Genomic DNA, 22522 nt, shown 5'->3' with positions numbered 1-22522 from the left:
TCACTTCTCCTGAAGGCTGGTCGTCGGGGGGAAGTCTGCGGTCTCGGTCGTGTGCGCGGCCAGGGTCCGGTCCGCGTTCAGGCGTACGACGATGTGGCGCCGCCAGGCCTCGTCGTCGCGGTCGGGGCGGTCCTCGCGCCAGTGGCAGCCGCGGGTCTCCTCGCGGCGCTGTGCGGCGGCGACCAGGACGCGGGCGACACACAGGAGGTTGGTGGTCTCCCAGGTGTCGACGCCGGGCTCGGCGGTCTTGCCGTCCTCGGCGAGCGCGCCCGCGGCCTCGGCGTGGATGCGGGCCAGGCGGGCCGCGGCCTCGGAGAGGGAGTCGGCGGACCTGAGCACTCCGGCGCCCTCGGTCATCACGCGCTGGATGGCGAAGCGGGCCTCGGGGGGCAGCAGGGGGTGCGCGGGGGTGTCGGGGTGGGCGACCGGTGCGGGCGCGGGCACCGGGACGGGCACGGCCGCGTACAGCGCGGGCAGGGCCAGCTCCGCGTGGCGCGCCGCGATGTCGGCGGCGATGCGCTCGGCGTAGACCAGGCCCTCCAGAAGGGAGTTGGAGGCGAGGCGGTTGGCGCCGTGCACGCCGGTGCAGGCGACCTCGCCGCAGGCGTACAGGCCCGGGACCGTGGTGCGGCCGTGCGGGTCGGTGCGGACGCCGCCGGAGGCGTAGTGCGCGGCCGGGGCGACGGGGATGGGCTCGGTCACCGGGTCGATGCCGTGGGCGCGGCAGGCGGCGAGGATCGTCGGGAAGCGGTGCTCCCACATCTCGGCGCCGAAGTGCCGTGCGTCCAAGTACATGTGCTCGGCGCCCTGTTCCAGCATGCGCCGCGTGATGCCCTTGGCGACGATGTCCCGGGGCGCGAGCTCCGCGAGCTCGTGCTGGCCGACCATGAAGCGCACGCCGTCCGCGTCCACGAGGTGGGCGCCCTCGCCGCGCACCGCCTCGGAGACCAGCGGCTGCTGGCCCTCCGCGTCGGCGCCCAGGAAGAGCACGGTGGGGTGGAACTGCACGAACTCCAGGTCGCTCACCTCGGCGCCCGCGCGCAGGGCGAGCGCGACGCCGTCGCCCGTGGACACGGACGGGTTCGTCGTCGCCGAGAAGACCTGGCCCATGCCGCCGGTGGCGAGGACGACCGCGGGGGCGTGCACCGCGCCCACGCCGTCGTGCTGGCCCTCTCCCATGACGTGCAGGGAGACACCGGCGGTGCGGCCGTCCGCGTCGGTCAGCAGGTCGAGTACGAGGGCGTTCTCCACGGTCGGTATGGACCGCGCGCGGACCGCTTCGACCAAGGCGCGGGAGATCTCCGCGCCGGTCGCGTCGCCGCCCGCGTGCGCGATGCGGCGGCGGTGGTGGCCGCCCTCGCGGGTCAGCTCGATGGCGCCTTCGGGGCCCGTGTCGAAGTGCGCGCCGGTCTCGATGAGGCGGCGCACGGCGTCGGGGCCCTCGGTGACCAGGGCGCGCACGGCCTCCTCGTCGCACAGGCCCGCGCCCGCCACGAGGGTGTCGTCCAGGTGCTGTTCGGGGGTGTCGCCCTCGCCGAGTGCCGCGGCGATGCCGCCCTGGGCCCAGCGCGTGGAGCCGTCGTCCAGGCGGGCCTTGGTGACCACGACGGTCCTCAGTCCGGCCGCCGAGCAGCGCAGGGCCGTGGTCAGTCCGGCCACTCCGGAGCCGACGACGACGACGTCGGCCTCCAGGGACCAGCCGGGCGCGGGGGCGTGCAGCCGTATTCCGGTGGCACTCATGCGGTGGCTCCGAACGTGAGCGGGATGTTGTCGATCAGCCGGGTCGCGCCGACCTTGGCCGCCACGGCGAGGACGGCCTCACCGATGTGGCCCGGCTGTACGTCCGTGAAGTCGGCCGGGTCGACCAGCGCCAGGTAGTCCAGCTCCAGCGGGGGCGTGCGGCGGACGGCCTCGTCCAGGACCTGCCGGGCGGCGGCGCGGACGGCCGCGGGGCCGCCGGGCACGGACGGCGTGACGGACTGGGCGAGCGCGTGGGTGTCGGCGGCCGCGCGCGACTCCCCCAGGGCGTTCAGGGCGTCGGCGCGCGCGTGCGTGACGGGGGCCAGCGCCGCGCGCGCGTGCAGGGCCTCCTGCGCCGCGTGCCGGTCGCGGCCCGCGAAGAGGGCCTGGGAGAGCGCGAGCGCGGTGCGCCGCTCGGCCGGGGAGAGATAGCGGTTGCGGCTGGAGAGGGCCAGGCCGTCGTCCTCGCGCACGGTCGGTACGCCGACGATCTCGACGCCGAAGTTCAGGTCCCGGACCATGCGGCGGATGAGGGCGAGCTGCTGGGCGTCCTTCTGGCCGTACAGCGCCACGTCCGGCCGGGTGAGGTGCAGGAGCTTGGCGACGACCGTGAGCATGCCGTCGAAGTGTCCGGGGCGCGTGGCTCCTTCGAGCAGTGCGCCCATGGGGCCCGCGCTGATCCGGACCTGCGGTTCGCCGCCCGGGTAGACCTCGTCGACGGACGGGGCGAACACGAAGTCCGCGCCCTGCTGTTCGGCGATCTTGATGTCCGCGTCCAGCGTGCGGGGATAGCGGTCGAGGTCCTCGCCCGCGCCGAACTGGAGGGGGTTCACGAAGACCGTGACCACGACCTCGCCCTCGGCGCCCGCGATGCGGCGTGCGGTGCGGATCAGGGTGGCGTGGCCCTCGTGCAAGGCGCCCATGGTCATGACGACGACGCGGCGGCCGGCACGCGTGCGCGTGCGCAGGGCTTCGGCGGTGTGCAGGAGGGTGGTCATCGGGTTCCTCCCCCGGCGTCGCCGTCCACTCCGCCGCCGTTGGCCAGGACTCCCAGGAGGTCCTCGGCGAGCTCGGGCTTGAGCAGTCCGTGGGCGAGCGCGCGGTCGGCGGTCGCGCGGGCCATCGCCAGATATCCGGCGACGGTCTGCGGCGCGTGCTTGCGCAGTTCGGCCACGTGCGCGGCGACCGTGCCCGCGTCCCCGCGCGCGACGGGTCCGGTGAGGGCGGCGTCGCCGGACCGCAGGGCGTTGTCCAGGGCGGCGCCGAGCAGCGGGCCGAGCATCCGGTCCGGGGCCTCCACGCCCGCGTCACGGAGCAGCTCCATGGACTCGGCGACCAGCGTGACCAGGTGGTTCGCGCCGAGTGCGAGCGCCGCGTGATAGAGCGGCCTGGCCTCCTCGGCGATCCACTCGGGCTCGCCGCCCATCTCGATGACCAGCGCCTCCGCGGCGAGGCGCAGCTCCTCGGGAGCGGTCACGCCGAAGGAGCAGCCCGCGAGACGCTGCACGTCTACGGGGGTGCCGGTGAACGTCATGGCGGGGTGCAGCGCGAGCGGCAGGGCTCCGGCGCGCAGCGCGGGCTCCAGGACCTTGGTGCCGTACCGCCCCGACGTGTGCACGAGGAGCTGGCCCGGGCGGATCGCCTCGGTCTCGACGAGGCCCTCGACGAGGCCCGGCAGGGCGTCGTCCGGCACGGTCAGGAGGACCAGGTCGGCGCGCTCGAGGACCTGGGCGGGCGTGACGAGGGGGACGTCGGGCAGCAGGACCGCCGCGCGTCGTACGGACGCGTCGGAGACCCCCGACGCGGCGACCGGGCGGTGCCCGGCGAGCTGGAGTGCCGCGGCGAGCGCGGGGCCGACACGGCCCGCTCCCACGACGCCCACCGTGAGCCTCGCGGGGCGGTCCCGCGGGTCTGGCTGATGAGGTGCGTTCACGCGATGACGCCTTCCCGTTCCAGTCCGCTCCGGGTACCGGACGATTTCTCGTCATGCTAACGCGATTGGTGCGCGCCGCGTCCTCGGCTGTCCACAGGCTGTGGGTATTGGTATGACCGGCCGCCCACCGGCACGGCATGCTCGGGGGATGACTTCACATGACGGAGCCGGAGCCCCCACCGAGGTGAGCGAGCAGGACCTGCGGGCCGCCCGCCGCCGGGCCGCCGCCCTCGGCGTCACCCGGACCCTGCACCGCTGGTCCGGGAACCTCCCGCTCAGCACGCGGCTCTCGGCCCTCGCGGACGCGGCGTCCGAGGTGGTGGACCCGGACGAGCCCATCGACATCTACGGCAACGCGGTCGTCGCCCGCCTGGAGGACGAGGTCGCGCGGCTGCTCGGCAAGGAGGACGCCGCCTTCTTCCCGAGCGGCACGATGGCCCAGCAGGTCGCCCTGCGCTGCTGGGCGGGCCGCACGGGCAACGCGACCGTGGCCCTGCACCCGAAGGCCCACCCGGAGGTCCACGAAGGGGGCGCCCTCGGTGCGGTGAGCGGACTGCGCACGGTGCATCCGACGCGGGAGCCTCGGCTGCCGACGGCCGATGAAGTGCGGGACTTCGAGGAGCCCTTCGGGACGCTGATGCTCGAACTGCCGCTCCGGGACGCCGGTTTCGTCCTGCCGTCCTGGGAGGAGCTCGAAGAGGTGGTGGAGGCGGCCCGCGAACGCGACGCCGTCGTGCACTTCGACGGCGCCCGCCTGTGGGAGTGCACCCCGCACTTCGGCCGCCCCCTCGCGGAGATCGCCGGGCTCGCGGACAGCGTGTACGTGTCGTTCTACAAGTCCCTGGACGGCCTGAGCGGCGCGGTGCTCGCGGGCCCGCGCACCCTGGTCGACGAGGCAAGGACCTGGCGGCACCGCTACGGCGGCCAGATCTTCCAGCAGTTCCCGGCCGCCGTCGCCGCCCTGCTGGGCCTGAAGAACACGCTCCCCCGGCTGCCGGACTACGTGGCCCACGCGCGCGTGGTCGCCGACGCGCTCAAGGAGGGGTTCGCGGCCGCCGGAGTGCCCTGGTCGCGGGTGCACCCCGAGCGGCCGCACACCCACCAGTTCCAGGTCTGGCTGCCGTACGACTCCGAGGACCTCACCGAGGCGGCGCTCGGGCAGGCCGAGGAGACCAAGACCCAGCTGTTCGGCCGCTGGTTCCCCGACGGGCCGCCCGGCCTCTCGGTCACGGAGGTCACCGTGACCGAGGCGGGCCTGGAGTGGACGTCCGACGACGTCAATGATGCGGTCGCGGAGTTCGTGCGGCGGATCCCCGGCTGAGGTGCCCGGCGCCGGCGATCCTGGCGAGCGCGGCACGGATGCGTCCGTGGGCGGGGCGCTCCTCGACGACGGCACGGAAGCGGCCGTAGTCGCGCACCTCGCGCATGACCTGCCAGTCCTGCTGCCCGGGAGCCGGCGGGGTGCGCTCGTCGTGCTGGGCGGCGCGGAAGCTGTCGAGAAGGTACTGCTGGGTGATGCTCATGACGGGTTCGCCTCTCAGGACATAAGGGTACTTATCGGGCGCCCTTGGGTCGACGGAAAGCACGGAAGGCAGGGTCGGCGACAGGGGCGGGACGGTCCGGCCGCGGCACGGTGGTGCGGCCCGGCGGTCCGGGCCGTGCGGCCCGGTCACCACAGACTGCGCCCGCCGTCACTCCGTCGTCGCGTCGATTGACGCCGGGCGTCAATCGACGGCGGGGATGTCGGTGGCGCGGTGCACGATGGGTCCATGAGCGTGCACATCGAGATCGCGGGCCTGCCGCAGGAGCGGATCTTCTTCGACCCTTCGCCCCTGGCGGAGCTGGGCGTCGCCCTGCACGCGCTGGCCGAGCCCGGACACCATCCGGGACTGCACGGCTGGGCCACGGCGACCACCGCCTGCCTCAAGCCGGACCTCGCCGACCGGCTGTGCGAGGCCGACTTCCTGTGGCGGAACACGTTCTCGGACGTGTTCATGCCGTTCGCCGGGCTCGTCGACGGCGACGGCAGGCCGGGGGCGACGCTCACCGAGGAGCTGGACCTGCTCGACCGCCTGGACGACGAGCGGTTCGTCATGGCGGCCCTGGAGTTCACCTGCGGCACGACGTACAACGAAGGCGGTCCTTCGCCGCTCACCGACCCGGCCCGGGGCGCCCGCTCCCTGGAGCTCGCCGCCACGCGCGGCACCAGGCAACTGGACTTCGCCAGACGGCTGCTGGCCGACCCGCGGAGCGTGCGCGCCTGGCTGCGCCGCCTCCTGGAGGACTGCGACGAGGCGTTCTTCGCGGACACCTGGCGGCGGGTGCGCGTCCAACTGGCCGCCGACGCCCGGCACAAGACGGAGATACTGCGCCACAAGGGCCTGGCCGAGGTGCTCTCGTCGGTGTCGGCGGCGCTCTCGGTGGACCCGGACGGCCGCCGCATCACCGCGGACAAGCTGGTGCCGGGCGCCACGACGGCCCTGGACCACACCCTGGGCGCGGGGCTCACGTTCGTGCCCTCGCACTTCGCCTGGCCGCACCTGATGGTCCTGCACGCCCCGGGCTGGCGCCCGGTGATCCACTACCCCGTGTCCGCCCCGGACCTGGCCAGGCCCACCTCCGTGGAGACGCTGGAGCGGCGCCTCACGGCCCTGGCGCACCCGGTGCGCCTGCGGCTGTGCCGCGACATGGCCCGCGCGCCCTTCACCACCGGCGAGCTGGCCCACGCGACCGGACTGACGGCGCCGGAGGTCTCCCGGCACCTCACGCTCCTGAAGAAGGCGGGCCTGGTCACCACGGCCCGGCGCGGCCGGTACGTGATGCACCAGCTGGACGTCACCGTGGTGGCCCGCCTGGGCAGCGACTTCCTGGAGGGCATCCTGCGCTGACGCCGTGGGGCCGATCGCCCCCGGGCATAACGCCGCCGGGCCGACCACTCCCGGACCGAGCGCCCCCAGGCCGAGCCGTCAGGCCGAACCGCCCCCGGCCCGCACCAGACCCGTCTCGTACGCGAGGACCACCACCTGCACCCGGTCCCGCAGGCCGAGCTTGGTCAGGATGCGGCCCACATGGGTCTTCACCGTGGCCTCCGACAGGACGAGCCGCGCCGCGATCTCCCCGTTCGAGAGCCCCTGGGCGACCAGGATCATGACCTCGCGCTCGCGCTCCGTGAGCCGCTCCAGCTCCTTGTGCTTGGGCTGCCCGCCCGCGTTCGGCAGCATCGGCGCGAAGCGGTCGAGCAGCCGCCGCGTCGTGGACGGCGCGACCACGGCGTCACCGCTGTGCACGGAGCGGATCGCGGCGAGCAGCTCCCCCGGGGGCACGTCCTTCAGCATGAAGCCGGAGGCGCCCGCCTTCAGCCCCGAGAAGGCGTACTCGTCGAGGTCGAAGGTCGTCAGGATCAGCACCTTCGGCGGGTTCTCGTCCTGGCAGATGCGCCGGGTCGTCTCCACGCCGTCCAGTTTCGGCATGCGTACGTCCATGAGCACCACGTCGACCTCGGTCGTCCGCAGCACCTGAAGGGCCTCGACCCCGTCGCCCGCCTCGGCGACGACGTCCATGTCCGGCTGTGCGGCGAGCACCATCCGGAACCCCGTGCGCAGCAGCGCCTGGTCGTCGACGAGCATGACGCGGATCGACATCAAAGGCCCCTTCGTGGATGTGCTCGCAAGCGATCAGCGCTGTACGGGCGAACGGATGTGGTCATGAGCGTAGGGCGTGGGCGGTTCGACGATTCGGTGACAGGTGTCAATTTGCGGGCTTCAGCGGGAGAAGCGCGCTGATGCGGAACCCGCCGCCCGGCCGCGGCCCCGCGTCCAGCGTGCCGCCGACCATGCCGACGCGCTCCCGCATGCCGATCAGGCCGTGCCCGCTGCCGTCGGCGCCGCCGTCCTCGTACAGCTCGTGCGGCGCGCCCTTGCCGTCGTCCTCGACGAGCAGCCCGAGGCCGTCGTCGAAGTAGACGAGGCGCACGCTCGCGCCGGTGTTCTCGCCGCCGTGCTTGCGGGTGTTGGTGAGCGCCTCCTGCACGATGCGGTACGCCGTGAGCTCGACGCCGCTGGGCAGTGGACGCGGGGTGCCCTCGACCTTGAAGTCGACCGGCAGGCCCGCCGTGCGCACCTGCTCGATGAGCTCGTCGAGCTGCTCCACATCGGGCTGCGGGACGTACTCACCGCTCTCCTGGTGCTCGCCGGTGCGCAGCACACCGAGCAGCCTGCGCATCTCGGCGAGCGCCTGGCGCCCGGTGCCCGAGATGGTCTCCAGGGCCTGCTTGGCCTGCTCGGGGGCCGTGTCGAGGACGTACGCGGCGCCGTCGGCCTGGACGACCATCACCGAGACGTTGTGCGCGACGACGTCGTGCAGCTCGCGGGCGATGCGCGCCCGCTCGGCCGCCACCGCGACCTTGGACTGCGCCGCCCGCTCCTTCTCCAGGCGGTCGGCGCGCTCCTCCAGCTGCGCGAAGTAGGCGCGGCGGGTGCGGATGGAGTCGCCGAGCACCCAGGCGAGGGCGAAGGGCACCATCTGGAAGATCGTGAAGAAGACGCTGCCGAAGACGCCTATGTTCTCCTCGGGCCAGCGCAGCGACGACAGCGGTGCCGCGCACAGGCCGCCGATGAGGGCGAACCGCGACGCCCATTTCGAGCCGTCGGCCGACGCGGTGTAGATGATCACCAGCATCGCGAAGTCGGCCGGCATCGTCTCGACGTCGAAGATCAGCTGGGCGACACCGAGCACCGCGGTGAGGACCAGCATCTTCTCGGTGTACTTGCGGCGCAGCGCCACCACGACGGACATGCCGAGGACGACGACGGCGGCCGCGACCTTCGGGTCCCGGCCTTCCACGTCGGCCATGGAGACCAGACCGATGCCGGAGATCCCGAGCAGGGCGAGGGCCCAGAAGCCATCGACCCCGGTCGGGTGTCTGCGAAGGAATTCATAGACGCGCTGCACGTAACCCAGCGTAGGCAGCGCCATGGCCCTCCGGGGTCAACCGGAGGTCCGATCCGTACCCCTCGCGTGTACTCCCCAAGGTGGAGGCCCGCTTAGCCTTCTCGCGTGACGAACGAGGTCCGAGGTGAGCGGCAGGACGTGCGGCGCGGCTGGCGGGAGGCCATGGAGGCCGCCCTGTACGGGCCCGAGGGCTTCTATCTGCGCCCCGAGGGACCCGCGGGGCACTTCCGTACGTCGGTGCACGCATCGCCGCTCTTCGCGGGCGCGGTGGCCCGGCTGCTGTGCCGCGTGGACGAGACACTCGACCACCCGGACGAGTTGGCCTTCGTCGATCTTGGAGCAGGGCGCGGGGAGTTGACCGCGGGCGTCCTCGCCGCGCTGCCCGCCGACGTGGCGCCACGCACGCGTGCCTATGCGGTCGAGCGGGCCGGGCGCCCGGCGGGACTCGACCCGCGCGTCGAGTGGCGCGACCGGCCGCCCGCCGGTGTCACCGGCCTGCTCTTCGCCAACGAGTGGCTGGACAACGTCCCCCTGGACGTCGTCGAGGTGGACCCCGACGGTCTGGTCCGGCACGTGCTCGTACGCGACGACGGCACCGAATCCCTCGGCGACCCGGTGGCGGGCGCGGACGCCTCCTGGCTCGCGCGCTGGTGGCCGCTCGCCCCGGAGCCGGGCCTGCGCGCGGAGATCGGCCGCCCCAGGGACGAGGCGTGGGCGACGGCCGCGGGAACGCTGACCCGCGGCCTCGCGGTCGCGGTCGACTACGCGCACGACCGCGCCGGACGGCCGCCCTTCGGCACCCTGACCGGCTTCCGCGCGGGCCGCGAGACGGCGCCCGTGCCGGACGGCACGTGCGACATCACGGCCCATGTGGCGCTCGACGCGTGCGCGCCGCCCGGCGCCTGCCTGCTCACCCAGCGCGCGGCCCTGCACGCCCTGGGGGTGCGCGGTGGCCGCCCGCCGCTGTCCCTGGCCTCCACGGACCCGACGGCGTACGTACGGGCCCTCACGCGGGCGGGAGAGGCGGCGGAGCTCACCGCGGCCGGCGGGCTCGGCGACTTCGGGTGGCTCGCCCAGCCGGTCGGCATCAGCGGCCCGCTACTTGTCGATGTCGCCGACCACGAAGAACAGTGACCCCAGGATCGCCACCATGTCGGCGACCAGCTGTCCCGGCAGCAGTACGGCCAGCGCCTGGATGTTGTTGTACGACGCCGAGCGGAGCTTCAGGCGGTAGGGGGTCTTCTCGCCCTTGGAGACCAGGTAGTAGCCGTTGATGCCCAGGGGGTTCTCGGTCCACGCGTACGTGTGGCCCTCGGGAGCCTTGAGCACCTTCGGGAGGCGCTGGTTGATCGGGCCCTGCGGCAGCCCGGCGAGCCGCTCCAGGCAGGCGTCGGCGAGGTCGAGGGCGTTGTGGGTCTGCTCCAGGAGCACCTCGAAGCGGGCCAGGCAGTCGCCCTCCTGGCGCGTGACGACCTTCAGGGTGTCCTGGAGCTCCCCGTACGCGAGGTAGGGCTCGTCGCGGCGCAGGTCGAAGTCGACTCCGGAGGCGCGGGCGATGGGACCGCTCACTCCGTAGGCGTGCACCGCCTCCGGGGAGAGCACGCCGACGCCGCGCGTACGCCCCCGGAAGATCTCGTTGCCGAGCACGAGCTTGTCGTACACGTCCATGCGCGAGCGGACCGAGGCGACAGCCGCACGCGCGCGCGTGGCCCATCCGGCGGGCAGGTCCTCCTTGAGGCCGCCGACGCGGTTGAACATGTAGTGCATGCGGCCGCCGGAAATCTCCTCCATCACGTTCTGGAGCTCCTCGCGCTCACGGAACGCGTGGAACACCGGGGTGATTCCGCCCAGTTCGAGCGGATACGAGCCGAGGAACATCAGGTGGTTGAGCACGCGGTTCAGCTCGGCGAGCAGCGTGCGCATCCAGACGGCGCGCTCGGGCACCTCCATGCCGAGCATCCGCTCCACGGCGAGGACGACCCCGAGTTCGTTCGAGAACGCGGACAGCCAGTCGTGCCGGTTGGCGAGCACCACGATCTGCCGGTAGTCACGCGCCTCGAAGAGTTTCTCCGCGCCGCGGTGCATATAGCCGATGACCGGCTCGGCCTGCTGGATGCGCTCGCCGTCGAGGACGAGGCGCAGCCGCAGCACGCCGTGCGTGGACGGGTGCTGGGGGCCGATGTTGAGCACCATGTCGGTGCTCTCCGCGGCGCCGCCGATGCCGAGCGTGGTCTCCGTCGTGGGGCTCATGCGCGCATTCTCTCGTACGCGCGCTCCTACGCGACTGTCACGTCGGCTACGTAGGCTTGAGGCATGGAAACGGGGACGGCACAGCCGGCGGGGCCCGCACGGCCGGGGCAGGCAGAGGGCGAGCCGGTGTGGACCGGGCTGCCACGGGGGCTGCTGCGCATGCGGCGGCTGCTCCTCGTGGTGTGGCTCGTGCCGCTCGCGGCGGCCGTCGGGGTGCTCTTGTGGCTCTTCGCGGCGCCCGTGTGGGCGGCCTTCGGGGCCGTCCCGCTGGCCTTCGTGGCGTGGGGCTGGCCGATGCTGGGGCGCAACTGGCGCTCCTGGCGGTACGCGGAGCGGGCCGACGACCTCCTGATCAGCCGGGGCGTTCTCTGGCGCGAGGAAACGATCGTCCCGTACGGCCGGATGCAGCTCGTCGAGGTGACGTCGGGGCCCGTGGAGCGGCACTTCGGCCTGGCCAGCGTGCAGCTGCACACGGCCGCCGCCGCCACCGACGCCCGCATCCCCGGCCTCATCCCCGAGGAGGCCGAGCGGCTGCGCGACCGGCTCACCGAACTGGGCGAGGCCCGCTCGGCGGGGCTGTGAGCGGCGTACGCGAGGCGACGGGGCAGGGAACACGCCCCGGGCGCCGACGACGTACGAGAGCGGCGCCTGCACCCCATCACGCCCCTGCGCCGCGCCTGGGCGCCGGTCGCGGTCCTGGTGGGCTTCGCGGTGCACGACCCGAGCGGCACGCAGCGGCGGGCCGCCGAGCTCCCGGTGACCCAACTCCTCGCCGGGATCGCCGTCGTCCTCCTGGGCGGCGCCCTCTACGGCTTCATGAGCTGGTGGTTCACGCACTTCGCCGTCACCGACACCGAACTGCGCATCCGCACCGGCCTGGTCTTCCGGCGCACCGCTCACATCCGGCTCGACCGGCTCCAGGCCGTGGATGTGACGCAGCCGCTCGCCGCCCGCATCGTGGGCGTCGCCAAGCTCAAGCTGGATGTCGTCGGCACGGAGAAGAAGGACGAACTGGCCTATCTGGGCCAGGAGGAGGCTTCCGTCCTGCGGGCCGAACTCCTCGCGCGGGCGGCCGGTTTCGCCCCCGAGACGGCCCATGAGGTGGGTGAGGCACCGGTCAACAACCTGGTGCACGTACAGCCGCGGATGCTCGCGATCTCCCTGGTGCTGACCGGCACGACGTGGGGGATGCTCGTCGCCACGCTCATCGTGCCGCCCCTGCTGTGGTTCGCCACCCACAACCTGTGGACGGTCCTCGCGACCGGACTGCCCATGCTGGGCGGCGCGTTCGCGAGCAGTGTGGGGCGGTTCATCGGGGAGTACGACTGGAAGGTGGGCGAGTCGCCCGACGGCCTGCGCATCGACCACGGGCTGCTCGACAAGGCGCACGAGACGGTGCCTCCGGGGCGGGTGCAGACCGTGCGGGTCGTGGAGCCGTGGCTGTGGCGGCGGCGCGGCTGGGTGCGCGTGGAGCTGGACGTGGCGGGCTCGTCCAACTCCGTCCTGGTGCCGGTCGCGCCGCGGGAGGTCGCGGAGTCCGTGATCGCACGCATCCTGCCGGGCGTGCGGGTGCCGGCCGCGGCCGAGCTGATCCGCCCTCCCGCACGCGCCGCGTGGTGCCTTCCGGTGTGGTGGAAGGGGTACGGCCTGACGGTGACGGACACGGTGTTCGCGGCGCGGCACGGGCTGTTGCGCCGCCGCCTGTCCCTCGTCCCGCACGCGAAGGTGCAGAGCGTGCGGCTGACGCAGGGGCCCTGGGAGCGGTTCAAGGGGGTGGCGGACGTGCAGGTCGACACGGGGGCGAACAAGACGGTGACGGCGCGGCTCCGTCCCGCCGACGAGGCGGCCGCGCTGCTGTCCGCGCAAGCGGAGAGGTCCCGTACGGGGCGCAGGACGGCGCGTCCGGACCGCTGGATGGCCTGACGGACCGGAAGTCCAGCCCGCCCGGCAGGTGAGGACGCGCTCGGCGGAGCCGGTGATGCCGAGCCTGTGATGCTGCCGAGCCCATGATGACGAGCTGCTGATGCTGCCGAGCCGCTGATGACGAGCCGGTGATACTGCCGAGCCTGTGACGACGAGCCGGTGATGACGGCAGCCAAGGCCCAGGGGCCCGCTTACGCCCGCAGCGCCGTCCGCAGCTCCGCCACGTCGATCTGCTCGGTCTCGTCGTGCGCCGTCAGGTCGATGACCTGGCCGACGGCACGGTCCGCGCCCTCGGGGGCCTGCTTGAACTCCGCCTCGGCCTCCGCCTTGTGCACGGCGAGTGCCTCCTCGCCCACCACGTCGGCGAGGTCCACGTTCTGCACGGACTCCAGCGCCCCTGCGGTCGCCTCGCTCTTCGTGCCGAAGAAGTCGAAGCCTCCCTGGGCGGACGGGCGGCGCCTCTGGGCGGGCGGCGCGACGGCGACCGCGCGCTCATGCCCGCCGTACCCCTCGGCCGCCCCGGGCTTCCCCCGCGCTTCGTCCTCGTCGGCGCGCTGCCGGGCAGCCCCACGGTCGGGCGTGGGCTTCGGTGCCAGCCGGTCGAGCGCCGCGTTCGCCCGGTCGTACAGCGAGGGAGGCGTGACGGCCCCCGGGTGCACGACGGGAGCGGGAGCCGGGGCCTCGGCGCGGGCGGGCGCCGGGGGCAGCGCCCGCGTCGGAGCGGACGCCTCTATGGCGAGCAGCCGCCGTCCCTCCAGCGCGCTGGCCCGCTCGGTCTCGGCCGTGGCGTAGCGGCGCAGCAGCGCCGCGTGTTCGTTCCGCAGGGCGGCCAGCTCGGCCCGCTTGGACCGCAGCTTCGTCTCCAGACGGCCGCGCAGCTCGCGGGACTCGTCGAGATCGGACTCGCACTCGGCTATTCGTTCCTCGTAGCGCCACTCGTCGCTCTTGCGGGCACGGCCCAGCTCGGCGACGCGTTTGCCGGCCGCCAGGTCCCACTGGCGCATGACGACCGAGCCCACGACGGCTGCCGCGGCAGCGGCGGCGGCGAGGCCGCGGAGCACGATGGGTTCCGCGAACAGCCAGGCGCCGCCGGCGCAGACAAGAGAGAGGCCTGCGACCGTCGAGGGAGGAAGCAGCCTGTGCAAGGGTGGGGAATGGCGGTGACGTCCACGTGGCATGGCCAGAAACTTACCGCGCGTAGGCGAACTATGGTGCCCCGCCCGCCAAAATGACAGCGCCATAGTGCTGACTCCCCACCCTTCCCGCTCCTCTTCGGCCACTCAACTCCAGTTTCGGCCGCGCTACTTCTTGATCAATCCCTTCGACTCCAGATACTCACGGGCGACATCGGCTTCCTTCTGCCGCTCCACATCGACCTTCCGGTCGAGTTCCGCGAGATCTTCCGTCGTCAGCGCCTTGGTGAGCTTCCCGAGCGCGTCGGCTATCTCCTTGTCGCCCGCATCCTTCGCGTTCACAACCGGAAGGATGTTGTCCGCGTTCTGGAGCTTCTTGTCGTCCTCGAGGGCCACCAGACCGAAGCCGTCGAGCGTCGCGTCGGTGGTCGTGGTCAGCACCACCTGGTCCGTGCCGTTCTTGACGGCCTGCTTGGACTGCGTGGTGCCGACGCCCTTGGGGTCGATTCCCGCGACGTCGATGCCGTACGTCTTCTCCAGTCCCGGAGCGCAGAACGGCCGCGACTCGCATTCGTCACTCGCGGCGATCTTGACCTTCTCGCCGGACTTCCCGAGATCCGAAAGCGTCTTGAGCTTGTGCTTCTTCGCGTATTCCTTGGTCACCGCGAACGCGTTCTGGTCGACCGCCTCACCGGCCGGAAGCACCTTCAGGCCGCGCGGTTCGGCGAGCTTCTTCAGCGCGGTCACCGTGGCGTCCACGTCATTCGAGGCGACCGGCTTCGCCTTCGGGCCGTTCTTGCCGAGGTTGAGGAACTCCGCGAGCGTCGCCGCGTATTCGGGGGCGACATCGATCGCGCCCTTCTTCAGCTCGGGTTCGTAGACCTCGCGGTTCTGGACGGTCTTGACCTCGGCGTCGTATCCGGCGTCCTCCAGGACGCCCACATAGAGCTCGGCGAGCACCTTCTGCTCGGTGAACCGGGCCGACCCGACCACGAGCTTGCCCTTGCCGCCCGCCTTGTCCCCGTCGCCCTTGCCGTCCTTCTCCAGGCTGTCCCCGCCGCACGCGGTGAGCCCCGCGGTCAGCGCCACGACGGCCACGGCCGCCCCTGCCATCCGTCGCGCGCGACGCGTTGTGCTGTTCATCGGTGAACCACCATTTCGAAAATTCTGGGAGCCGAAGACCCTGGGAGCCAAAAACTCCGGGAACCACTGGAAACTGCCGTCGGAGGTCACTGCGCGACCCCCGAGCGCCCACGCATGGGATTGAAGACCTTCCCCACCACGACGAGCACCACCTCCACGAAGAGCGCGAGCAGCGCCACGAGGAGCGCCCCCGCCACCACCTGGGGCGTGTTCTGCAGGTTGAACCCGGCCGTGATGATCCGGCCGAGGCCCCCCTCGCCCGCCATCGCGGCCAGCGTCGCCGTGGCGACGACCTGCACGCCGGCGGACCGGACACCGGTCATGACCAGGGGGTACGCGAGAGGCAGCTCGACCCGCGCGAACAGCTGGCCGCCGCTCATGCCCATCCCGCGCGCGGCCTCCACCACCGACCGGTCGACCTCGCGCATCCCGATGTACGCGTTGGTCAGCAGCGGCGGCACCGCGAACAGGACGAGCGCGATCAGGGTCGGTATGTCCCCGTGTTCGCCGAGCGGGGTGAGCGTGAGCAGCACGAGCACCGCGAGGGTCGGCACCGCGCGGCCGACGTTCGAGATGTTCACCGCGAGGGCGCCGCCCTTGCCGATGTGCCCGAGGTACAGGGCGATCGGCAGCGCGATCAGGCACGCGGCGGCGAGGCACACACCGCTGAAGTACAGGTGCTCGGCGAGACGGTGCCACACCCCCTTCTCGCCCTGCCAGTTGGCACCCGTGGTCAGCCAGTCGTACGCGCCGGTTATCGCGTTCATGCAGGTTCAGCCACCTTGGCCGTGCGCTCCGCGGGGGCGGAACGCTTCGTACGTATGCGATGGACGCGTGTCCACGGCGTGAGCCACCGCTGGAGCGCGAGGAGGAGCAGGTCGGCGACGAGGGCGAGCAGCACGCAGAGCGCGGAGGCGGTGAGCACCTGTGCCTTGAAGGTCGTGTCGAGGCCGTCGAGGATCAGCGATCCGAGGCCTCCGTAGTCGACGATCGCCCCTACGGTCGTCAGCGCCACCGTCGAGACCGTCGTGATGCGGACACCGGCGAGCAGGGCGGGCAGCGCGAGCGGCAGTTCGACTTCCCACAGCAGCCTCAGCGGGCCGTACCCCATGCCCCTGGCGGCGTCCCGCGCCTCCTCCGGCACGGCCTGGAGCCCCGCCAGGATGTTCCGCACGAGGATCGTCAGGGAGTACAGCACGAGGCCCGTGACGACCAGCGAGGCCGAGAGCCCGAAGAAGGGCAGCAGGAGCGAGAACATCGCGAGCGAGGGCACGGTGTAGAGCACGGTCGTCACGCCGAGGATCGGGCCCGCGAGGAAGCGCCAGCGCCGCGCGAGCAGCGCGAGCGGCAGCGAGACGGCGACGCCGATGGCGACCGAGGCCGCGGTGATGCCCACGTGCTGCACGGTGGCGTCGATCAACTCCTGGCTGCGGGAGCTCACGTACTCCCCGCAGATCCAGTCGTTCGTCACCAGACAGTTCTGCTCGCTCATCCCGCCCCACTCCCCCCGCGTCCCGTTTCCTGAGGCCGTCTGGCGACCCTAACGCGGAGCACCGACAATCGCCGAGACTCGTCGTACTGGCGCAACATGGGCTTTACACAACGCCCGCAACAATGGGGAATCATGATCCGGTTCGAGCACGTCACCAAGCGGTACGAGGACGGCACCACGGCCGTCGACGACCTGTCCTTCGAGGTCGCCGAGGGCGAACTGGTCACGCTCGTCGGCCCGTCGGGCTGTGGAAAGACGACGACGATGAAGATGGTGAACCGTCTCATCGAGCCGACCGAGGGCCGGATATACGTCGAAGGTGACGACATATCCACCATCGATCCGGTCCAACTCCGGCGCCGGATCGGCTATGTCATCCAGCAGGTCGGCCTGTTCCCGCACAAAACGGTCCTGGAGAACACCGCGACCGTCCCGCACCTGCTCGGCGTGAAGCGCGGCAAGGCCCGCGAGCGCGCCGCCGAACTCCTCGACCTGGTCGGCCTCGACCCCGCCACGTACGGCGACCGCTACCCCGAGCAGCTCTCTGGGGGCCAGCGCCAGCGGGTGGGCGTGGCCCGCGCGCTGGCGGCCGATCCGCCCGTGCTCCTGATGGACGAGCCGTTCGGCGCCGTCGACCCCGTGGTGCGCGAGCACCTGCAGAACGAGTTCCTCCGCCTCCAGCAGGCCGTCCGCAAGACCGTCCTCTTCGTCACGCACGACATCGAGGAGGCCGTCCGCCTGGGCGATCGCATGGCCGTCTACGGAGAGGGCCGCATCGAGCAGTTCGACACCCCCTCGACGATCCTGGGCGCACCGGCCAACGACTACGTGGCGGACTTCGTCGGCGCGGACCGCGGCCTCAAGCGCCTCTCCGTGACGCCCATCGAGGAGGGCGACCTGGAGCAGCCGCCCGTCCTGCACCTGGACGACCCGCTGCCCGCGCGGCTGGACGCCCGCTGGGCAGTCGTCCTGGACGGCGAGAACAACCTGCACGGCTGGATCTCCGCCGAGCACGCGCACGGCGGCAAGGGGACGGTCCGGGACCACGCGCGCCGCATGGAGGCGTGGCTCCCGGTGGGCGCCACCCTGAAGCAGGCGTTCGCCACGATGCTCCAGCACGACGCGGGCTGGATCGCGGTCATCGACAAGGACAGCGAGGGCCGCTTCCTGGGCGTCCTCACCCCGGCCCGGCTGCACGAGGCGCTGCGCAGGTCGACGGCGGCGGACGCCCGCGACATCGCGCGCGGGGAGGTCGAGTTGGAGACGATCACGGCCATCGGCGGGAGCTGAGGACCCGCTTGGGGAACCGGAGCCCTACTTGCCGTCGAGGCGGCCGCTCATCCACTCCAGGGTGGCGGGGATCTCCCTGCGCCAGGTGTTGAAGTTGTGCCCGCCGCTGCCGAGCGTGATCGACGAGACCCTGGTGGGCGACTTCACCTTGCCGATGAACTCCTCGGTGTCCTTGCGGTTGTCCTCCCCCTGCTTGCTGGTGGTGACAAGGAGGGACGTCCTGGGCGCCGGCATGTGGTCGAGGTACCACATGAGGTCGGCGCGCTGCTCCAACTCCTTTTCGCCGTGGAAGAGATCGCCCGTCGTGACGTCGATGGGCGCCTTGTAGTACGCGGAGAGGCCCGCACCCGCGGCGTACACGTCGGGGTGGTGCATGGCCAGCTTCAGGGCGCAGTAGCCGCCCGTGGAGTCGCCGATGACGCCCCAGCTGCCCGCGGTCCCGCCCGTCCTGTAGTGCTCGGAGATGGCGCCGGGCAGGTCCTTGGCGAAGAACGTCTCGGTCTGCGGGCCACCGGGGATGTCCACGCACTCGGTGTCCCGCGGCGGCGCCACCGTGGGCCGCATCATGACCAGGATCATCGGCTTCATCTTGCCCCGCCTGGCCTGCTCGTGGGCGGTCTGCGGGTAGTGCAGGCCCTTGATCAGCGCCTCGGCGGTGCCGGGGTAGCCGGTGAGCACCACGGACACGGGGAACGTGCGCTTCTTGTACTGCGGCTGGAAGTACTCGGGCGGCAGGTAGACGTAGGCGGGGCTCGCTATGTCCGCCTCCTTCCCGCTGACGACGACCTTCTGGATCTGGCCGCCGGTCGAGGGCCTGTCACCGCCGGGCACGTTCACCGACCGGGTGCCGCGCACGTCGACGGGGGTCTCGCCCTTGGCGGGATCGTGGTCGACGACGACACCGGGGCTCGTCTCCTGGCCAAAAAGGTCCGCCCACGTGGCGTAGAAGCCGAACGCCTGGTTGGCGGCGAGGCCGACCGAGGCGAAGATCGCCAGCTGGGTGGCGACGAGGAGCCCGACACGGCCGGTGACGGCCCGCCAGGACTGCCGCGCCAGGCGCGGCCAGAACCAGATGGTGCCGATGAACAGCGCGACGGCGAGGAGCACCGCCAGCGCGAGAACCTTGTTGCTCGTCAGACCCATGGGGTGTTCTGCCTGCGCTTTCTGCCTGTTCCGTGGTTCTTTTCCGGCGGTTTTCCGGTCGGGAGTGAACCCGAGCCCCAGAAGGACCGTCCTAGAGGGCGCAATGTCGCCGGATGCCGTTTTGGTGCCGGAATCAAGCTCTCTCGCAGAACCACGGGATGCGATGTCTGTCAGGATAGATGCGGAAATGTCGGGTGCGGTTCCGGACAGTGAGGGCAGCCGCCCCGAGGGTCGGCGCCGTACCGGAGGGCTCCGTGTCGGCAGCCACAGCAGACTCGGCCGACTGCTCAGCGGCCCCCGCCCCGAGGCCGTGCCCACCATCGTCGCCCGTGCCTGCGCCCTCGTGGGCCTGCTGAATGTCGCGGCCGGCGTCTTCCCCCGCTTCCGGCACAGCCGGATGCACGCCATCGCCGAGGTCCTGCCCGGCGCGCTCGGCCCCTTCGCCGCCGCGCTCGCGCTCAGCTCGGGCGTCCTCCTGCTGCTGCTCGCGCACGGCCTGCGCCGCCACAAGCGGCGGGCCTGGCGGGCCGCCGTGGTGCTGCTCCCGGCCGGTGCCGTGGCCCAGTTCGCCTACCGGCACTCGGTCATCGGCGTACTGATCTCGCTCGCCCTCCTGACGCTGCTGCTGCGCCACCGCAGTGAGTTCGCCGCGCTGCCCGACCCGCGCAGCCGCTGGCGGGCGCTGGCCAACTTCGTGCTCCTGGGAGCCGGTTCCATCCTCCTCGGCCTGGTGATCGTCAGCGCCCACCCGGGCAAGGTCATCGGGGACCCCGGCATCACGGACCGCCTCACCCACGTCCTGTACGGCCTGTTCGGCTTCGAGGGCCCGGTCGACTACTACGGGACGACGTCCTGGACGGTCGCCTACTCGCTCGGCGCGCTCGGCATGCTCACCGCCCTCACCACCATCTACCTGGCCTTCCGCCCCGAACACCCGGCCGCACGGCTCACCGAGGACGACGAGACGAAGCTGCGCGCCCTGCTCGACAAGCACGGCGCCCGCGACTCGCTCGGCCACTTCGCGCTCCGCCGCGACAAGGGCGCCGTCTTCTCCCCCAGCGGCAAGGCGGCCGTCACCTACCGCGTCGTCTCCGGGGTGATGCTCGCCAGCGGCGACCCCATCGGCGACGTGGAGGCCTGGCCGGGCGCGATCGAGCGCTTCATGGACGAGGCGAAGGCCCACTCCTGGACGCCCGCCGTCATGGGCTGCTCCGAGACCGGCGGTGAGGTCTGGACCCGCGAGACCGGCCTGGACGCCCTCGAACTGGGCGACGAGGCGGTGGTGGATGTCGCGGATTTCTCCCTGTCCGGGCGTGCGATGCGCAACGTACGCCAGATGGTCAAGCGGATCGAGCGCAATGGCTACGAGACCCGCGTACGGCGCGTGCGTGACCTCGGGGAGCGCGAGCTGGAGCGGATACAGCGCGCCGCCGACGACTGGCGCGGCACCGACACCGAACGCGGCTTCTCCATGGCGCTCGGCCGCATCGGCGACCCGGACGACGGCGACTGTCTGATCGCGACCGCGCACAAGGCCGACGAGGAACCGGGGCCCTACGGAGACCTCAAGGCCGTCCTGCACTTCGTCCCCTGGGGCAAGGACGGCGTCTCCCTCGACCTCATGCGCCGCGACCGCGCCGCCGACCCCGGCATGAACGAGCTGCTCATCGTGGCCGCTCTGCAGGCCGCCCCGAAGCTCGGCATCGCCCGCGTCTCGCTCAACTTCGCGATGTTCCGCGCGGCCCTCGCCCGCGGCGAGAAGATCGGCGCGGGCCCGGTGCTCCGCGCCTGGCGCGGACTGCTCGTCTTCCTGTCGCGCTGGTTCCAGATCGAGTCCCTGTACAAGTTCAACGCGAAGTTCCGCCCCCGCTGGGAGCCCCGCTTCGTCGTCTACCGCTCCTCCAAAGACCTCCCCCGCATCGGCTTCGCGGCCATGCAGGCCGAGGGCTTCGTGACCCTCGCCCTGCCCCGTTTCCTGCGCGGGGGCAGCGCGCAGCGCCGTCCCTGCCCGCACCGCACGGCGGAGCACGAGGTCCGGGCGGCATAGAGCCCGGCCGCACGGGCCTAGGCTGGAGGCATGAGTACGTTGCGCGGGCGGGGATCGATCGAGGGGCTGCCGGAGTGGGGCCGCTGTGCGGTCATGGGGGTCGTGAACGTGACCCCCGACTCCTTCTCCGACGGAGGCCGCTGGTTCGACACCACGGCCGCCGTCAAGCACGGCATCGACCTGGTCGCCCAGGGCGCCGACCTGGTCGACGTGGGCGGCGAGTCGACCCGTCCCGGCGCCCCGCGCGTGGACGAGGACGAGGAGCTGCGGCGCGTGATCCCCGTCGTGCGGGGCCTGGCGGCCGAGGGCGTGCCGCTCTCCGTGGACACCATGCGCGCCACCGTCGCCGAGCAGGCGCTCGCCGCGGGCGCCGTCCTGGTGAACGACGTCAGCGGCGGCCTCGCCGACGCGCGCATGGTTCCGGCCGTCGCCGCCGCGGGTGCGCCCTTCGTGGTGATGCACTGGCGCGGCTTCCTCACCGACATCCACGCCAAGCCCGTCTACGAGGACGTGGTCTCCGAAGTGTTCGACGAGCTGCACGCGCGCGTGCAGGCCGCCATCGAGGGCGGCATCGCCCCCGAGCGCATCGTCGTCGACCCGGGCCTCGGCTTCTCCAAGGACGCCGAGCACGACCTGGCGCTCCTGGCCCGCCTCGACCGCCTGCGTGAGCTCGGCCACCCGATCCTGGTCGCCGCCTCCCGCAAGCGTTTCCTCGGCCGCGTCCTCGCAGGCCCCGAGGGCGCTCCGCCGCCCGCCCGCGAGCGCGACGCGGCCACCGCCGCCGTCTCCGCCATCGCCGCCCACCAGGGCGCCTGGGCGGTCCGCGTGCACGAGGTGCGGGCCACCGCCGACGCCGTCCGTGTCGCACACGCCGTGACCAGCGCGGCAGGCGGTCCACAGTGACCGGGGCCAGGACCGACGTGGAGCAGGTCGAGCAGGCCAACACGGCGTTCTACGAAGCACTGGAGCGCGGCGACTTCGACGAGCTCTCCGACCTCTGGCTGGACGCGGACGCGGCCCCGCCGGACGACCCGGAGGGCCGGGACGACGAGGACGTCGCGGACGACGGCGACGAGGCCCCGATCTCCTGCGTCCACCCCGGCTGGCCGGTCCTCACCGGCCGCGGCGAGGTCCTCAGGTCGTACGCGCTGATCATGGCGAACACCGAGTACATCCAGTTCTTCCTGACCGACGTACACGTCGGCGTAGCCGGTGACACCGCCCTGGTGACCTGCACGGAGAACATCCTCAGCGGCGGCCCGCCGCCCGAGGCCGGCGGTGAACTCGGCCCGCTCGTCGGCCAGCTCGTCGTCGCCACCAATGTGTTCCGCCGCACAGTGGACGGATGGAAGCTCTGGTCGCACCACGCCTCACCCGTACTCGCCGAAACCGACGACGAAGAGGGCGAGGACTCACCCTCCTGAGTGGGTAGGGGCGGTTCCAGAAGCCCCCGCGGGCGAGGACTGTCAGTGCTCGCA

The 22522-nt window shown here is 72.3% G+C and carries 21 protein-coding genes; 9 read left to right on the top strand and 12 right to left on the bottom strand.

From position 1 onward, the window contains the following. Genes ACZ6ZP_RS21840 through ACZ6ZP_RS21830 form a run of 3 tightly spaced genes read right to left on the bottom strand, consistent with a single transcriptional unit; the run spans position 1 to position 3673 of the window. A complete protein-coding gene (locus ACZ6ZP_RS21840) occupies positions 1-1740 on the bottom strand; it encodes an L-aspartate oxidase (RefSeq protein WP_351171854.1) in 1740 nt (579 codons plus the stop codon). Further along, complete coding sequence (panC, locus tag ACZ6ZP_RS21835; protein WP_361471752.1) at positions 1737-2738, bottom strand: pantoate--beta-alanine ligase; 1002 nt, start codon at positions 2736-2738, stop codon at positions 1737-1739. The genes ACZ6ZP_RS21840 and panC overlap by 4 nt, the downstream gene beginning before the upstream one ends. Next, positions 2735-3673 (bottom strand): Rossmann-like and DUF2520 domain-containing protein, encoded by a 939-nt coding sequence (locus tag ACZ6ZP_RS21830; RefSeq protein WP_469407922.1) that lies wholly within the window; start codon positions 3671-3673, stop codon positions 2735-2737. The genes panC and ACZ6ZP_RS21830 overlap by 4 nt, the downstream gene beginning before the upstream one ends. A gap of 148 nt (positions 3674-3821) precedes the next feature. On the opposite strand from ACZ6ZP_RS21830, the gene ACZ6ZP_RS21825 reads away from it, so the two are divergent. After that, the gene (locus tag ACZ6ZP_RS21825) at positions 3822-4994 is read left to right on the top strand and encodes a threonine aldolase family protein (protein WP_351171863.1); all 1173 of its coding nucleotides are present in this window, start codon (positions 3822-3824) and stop codon (positions 4992-4994) included. Here the strand turns inward: ACZ6ZP_RS21825 and ACZ6ZP_RS21820 are convergent. Further along, a complete protein-coding gene (locus ACZ6ZP_RS21820; RefSeq protein WP_351171866.1) occupies positions 4951-5196 on the bottom strand; it encodes a hypothetical protein in 246 nt (81 codons plus the stop codon). The two genes, ACZ6ZP_RS21825 and ACZ6ZP_RS21820, sit on opposite strands and share 44 nt — an antisense overlap. 252 nt (positions 5197-5448) lie before the next feature. On the opposite strand from ACZ6ZP_RS21820, the gene ACZ6ZP_RS21815 reads away from it, so the two are divergent. Next, complete coding sequence (locus ACZ6ZP_RS21815) at positions 5449-6561, top strand: DUF5937 family protein (protein ID WP_361467851.1); 1113 nt, start codon at positions 5449-5451, stop codon at positions 6559-6561. Between the two features lie 78 nt (positions 6562-6639). On the opposite strand, the gene ACZ6ZP_RS21810 is transcribed toward ACZ6ZP_RS21815, so the two are convergent. Beyond that, the gene (locus ACZ6ZP_RS21810) at positions 6640-7314 is read right to left on the bottom strand and encodes a response regulator transcription factor (protein WP_351171869.1); all 675 of its coding nucleotides are present in this window, start codon (positions 7312-7314) and stop codon (positions 6640-6642) included. A gap of 106 nt (positions 7315-7420) precedes the next feature. Beyond that, positions 7421-8623: a sensor histidine kinase gene (locus ACZ6ZP_RS21805; protein WP_351171997.1), complete on the bottom strand. Its 1203-nt coding sequence runs from the start codon at positions 8621-8623 to the stop codon at positions 7421-7423. A 162-nt stretch (positions 8624-8785) separates the two neighbouring features. On the opposite strand from ACZ6ZP_RS21805, the gene ACZ6ZP_RS21800 reads away from it, so the two are divergent. After that, a complete protein-coding gene (locus ACZ6ZP_RS21800) occupies positions 8786-9757 on the top strand; it encodes an SAM-dependent methyltransferase (protein WP_469407963.1) in 972 nt (323 codons plus the stop codon). Here the strand turns inward: ACZ6ZP_RS21800 and ACZ6ZP_RS21795 are convergent. Continuing rightward, positions 9722-10873: an NADH-quinone oxidoreductase subunit D gene (locus ACZ6ZP_RS21795; RefSeq protein WP_351171872.1), complete on the bottom strand. Its 1152-nt coding sequence runs from the start codon at positions 10871-10873 to the stop codon at positions 9722-9724. The two genes, ACZ6ZP_RS21800 and ACZ6ZP_RS21795, sit on opposite strands and share 36 nt — an antisense overlap. 63 nt (positions 10874-10936) lie before the next feature. Here ACZ6ZP_RS21795 and ACZ6ZP_RS21790 point away from each other — a divergent pair, with 63 nt between their 5' ends. Both ACZ6ZP_RS21790 and ACZ6ZP_RS21785 read left to right on the top strand, forming a co-directional pair. Continuing rightward, a complete protein-coding gene (locus ACZ6ZP_RS21790; protein ID WP_469407920.1) occupies positions 10937-11455 on the top strand; it encodes a PH domain-containing protein in 519 nt (172 codons plus the stop codon). A 66-nt stretch (positions 11456-11521) separates the two neighbouring features. Next, positions 11522-12796, top strand: coding sequence for a PH domain-containing protein (locus ACZ6ZP_RS21785; RefSeq protein ID WP_469407961.1), 1275 nt, complete (start codon positions 11522-11524; stop codon positions 12794-12796). A gap of 191 nt (positions 12797-12987) precedes the next feature. Here ACZ6ZP_RS21785 and ACZ6ZP_RS21780 read toward each other — a convergent pair whose 3' ends face one another. The 4 genes from ACZ6ZP_RS21780 to ACZ6ZP_RS21765 all read right to left on the bottom strand — a co-directional run bounded on the left by ACZ6ZP_RS21780 (position 12988) and on the right by ACZ6ZP_RS21765 (position 16564). Further along, complete coding sequence (locus tag ACZ6ZP_RS21780) at positions 12988-13974, bottom strand: hypothetical protein (RefSeq protein ID WP_351171881.1); 987 nt, start codon at positions 13972-13974, stop codon at positions 12988-12990. Between the two features lie 123 nt (positions 13975-14097). Further along, positions 14098-15072, bottom strand: coding sequence for an ABC transporter substrate-binding protein (locus ACZ6ZP_RS21775; RefSeq protein ID WP_351171883.1), 975 nt, complete (start codon positions 15070-15072; stop codon positions 14098-14100). A gap of 86 nt (positions 15073-15158) precedes the next feature. Next, on the bottom strand, positions 15159-15839 hold the full coding sequence (locus ACZ6ZP_RS21770; protein WP_399975920.1) for an ABC transporter permease: 681 nt from the start codon (positions 15837-15839) through the stop codon (positions 15159-15161). Beyond that, a complete protein-coding gene (locus ACZ6ZP_RS21765) occupies positions 15836-16564 on the bottom strand; it encodes an ABC transporter permease (RefSeq protein ID WP_351171889.1) in 729 nt (242 codons plus the stop codon). The genes ACZ6ZP_RS21770 and ACZ6ZP_RS21765 overlap by 4 nt, the downstream gene beginning before the upstream one ends. Positions 16565-16696: 132 nt before the next feature. Between ACZ6ZP_RS21765 and ACZ6ZP_RS21760 the strand changes: the two genes are divergently transcribed. After that, positions 16697-17854, top strand: coding sequence for an ABC transporter ATP-binding protein (locus ACZ6ZP_RS21760; RefSeq protein WP_351171892.1), 1158 nt, complete (start codon positions 16697-16699; stop codon positions 17852-17854). Between the two features lie 24 nt (positions 17855-17878). Here the strand turns inward: ACZ6ZP_RS21760 and ACZ6ZP_RS21755 are convergent, their stop codons facing one another. Beyond that, positions 17879-18997 (bottom strand): alpha/beta hydrolase, encoded by a 1119-nt coding sequence (locus ACZ6ZP_RS21755; RefSeq protein ID WP_469407917.1) that lies wholly within the window; start codon positions 18995-18997, stop codon positions 17879-17881. A gap of 187 nt (positions 18998-19184) precedes the next feature. On the opposite strand from ACZ6ZP_RS21755, the gene ACZ6ZP_RS21750 reads away from it, so the two are divergent. The 3 genes from ACZ6ZP_RS21750 to ACZ6ZP_RS21740 are packed head-to-tail and all read left to right on the top strand — an operon-like array spanning position 19185 to position 22468. Beyond that, on the top strand, positions 19185-21044 hold the full coding sequence (locus tag ACZ6ZP_RS21750; RefSeq protein ID WP_351171898.1) for a phosphatidylglycerol lysyltransferase domain-containing protein: 1860 nt from the start codon (positions 19185-19187) through the stop codon (positions 21042-21044). A gap of 30 nt (positions 21045-21074) precedes the next feature. Next, entirely contained in the window at positions 21075-21947 is an 873-nt protein-coding gene (gene folP / locus ACZ6ZP_RS21745; RefSeq protein WP_351171901.1) for a dihydropteroate synthase, read from the top strand. Then, positions 21944-22468, top strand: coding sequence for a nuclear transport factor 2 family protein (locus tag ACZ6ZP_RS21740; RefSeq protein ID WP_351171904.1), 525 nt, complete (start codon positions 21944-21946; stop codon positions 22466-22468). The genes folP and ACZ6ZP_RS21740 overlap by 4 nt, the downstream gene beginning before the upstream one ends. Positions 22469-22522: the final 54 nt, after the last annotated feature.

The organism is Streptomyces sp. NPDC054047, from assembly GCF_055585065.1.
This window is presented reverse-complemented; position numbering and strand designations above follow the sequence as displayed.

Excerpts from the sequence above, each read along its gene's own strand:
- ACZ6ZP_RS21800 (WP_469407963.1), top strand. The coding sequence starts at position 8,786 with ATGGAGGCCGCCCTGTACGGGCCCGAGGGCTTCTATCTGCGCCCCGAG.
- ACZ6ZP_RS21780 (WP_351171881.1), bottom strand. The coding sequence starts at position 13,974 with ATGCCACGTGGACGTCACCGCCATTCCCCACCCTTGCACAGGCTGCTT.
- ACZ6ZP_RS21795 (WP_351171872.1), bottom strand. The coding sequence starts at position 10,873 with ATGAGCCCCACGACGGAGACCACGCTCGGCATCGGCGGCGCCGCGGAG.
- ACZ6ZP_RS21765 (WP_351171889.1), bottom strand. The coding sequence starts at position 16,564 with ATGAGCGAGCAGAACTGTCTGGTGACGAACGACTGGATCTGCGGGGAG.
- panC (WP_361471752.1), bottom strand. The coding sequence starts at position 2,738 with ATGACCACCCTCCTGCACACCGCCGAAGCCCTGCGCACGCGCACGCGT.
- ACZ6ZP_RS21840 (WP_351171854.1), bottom strand. The coding sequence starts at position 1,740 with ATGAGTGCCACCGGAATACGGCTGCACGCCCCCGCGCCCGGCTGGTCC.
- folP (WP_351171901.1), top strand. The coding sequence starts at position 21,075 with ATGAGTACGTTGCGCGGGCGGGGATCGATCGAGGGGCTGCCGGAGTGG.
- ACZ6ZP_RS21755 (WP_469407917.1), bottom strand. The coding sequence starts at position 18,997 with ATGGGTCTGACGAGCAACAAGGTTCTCGCGCTGGCGGTGCTCCTCGCC.
- ACZ6ZP_RS21810 (WP_351171869.1), bottom strand. The coding sequence starts at position 7,314 with ATGTCGATCCGCGTCATGCTCGTCGACGACCAGGCGCTGCTGCGCACG.
- ACZ6ZP_RS21825 (WP_351171863.1), top strand. The coding sequence starts at position 3,822 with ATGACTTCACATGACGGAGCCGGAGCCCCCACCGAGGTGAGCGAGCAG.
- ACZ6ZP_RS21775 (WP_351171883.1), bottom strand. The coding sequence starts at position 15,072 with ATGAACAGCACAACGCGTCGCGCGCGACGGATGGCAGGGGCGGCCGTG.
- ACZ6ZP_RS21790 (WP_469407920.1), top strand. The coding sequence starts at position 10,937 with ATGGAAACGGGGACGGCACAGCCGGCGGGGCCCGCACGGCCGGGGCAG.
- ACZ6ZP_RS21760 (WP_351171892.1), top strand. The coding sequence starts at position 16,697 with ATGATCCGGTTCGAGCACGTCACCAAGCGGTACGAGGACGGCACCACG.
- ACZ6ZP_RS21770 (WP_399975920.1), bottom strand. The coding sequence starts at position 15,839 with ATGAACGCGATAACCGGCGCGTACGACTGGCTGACCACGGGTGCCAAC.
- ACZ6ZP_RS21820 (WP_351171866.1), bottom strand. The coding sequence starts at position 5,196 with ATGAGCATCACCCAGCAGTACCTTCTCGACAGCTTCCGCGCCGCCCAG.
- ACZ6ZP_RS21750 (WP_351171898.1), top strand. The coding sequence starts at position 19,185 with ATGTCGGGTGCGGTTCCGGACAGTGAGGGCAGCCGCCCCGAGGGTCGG.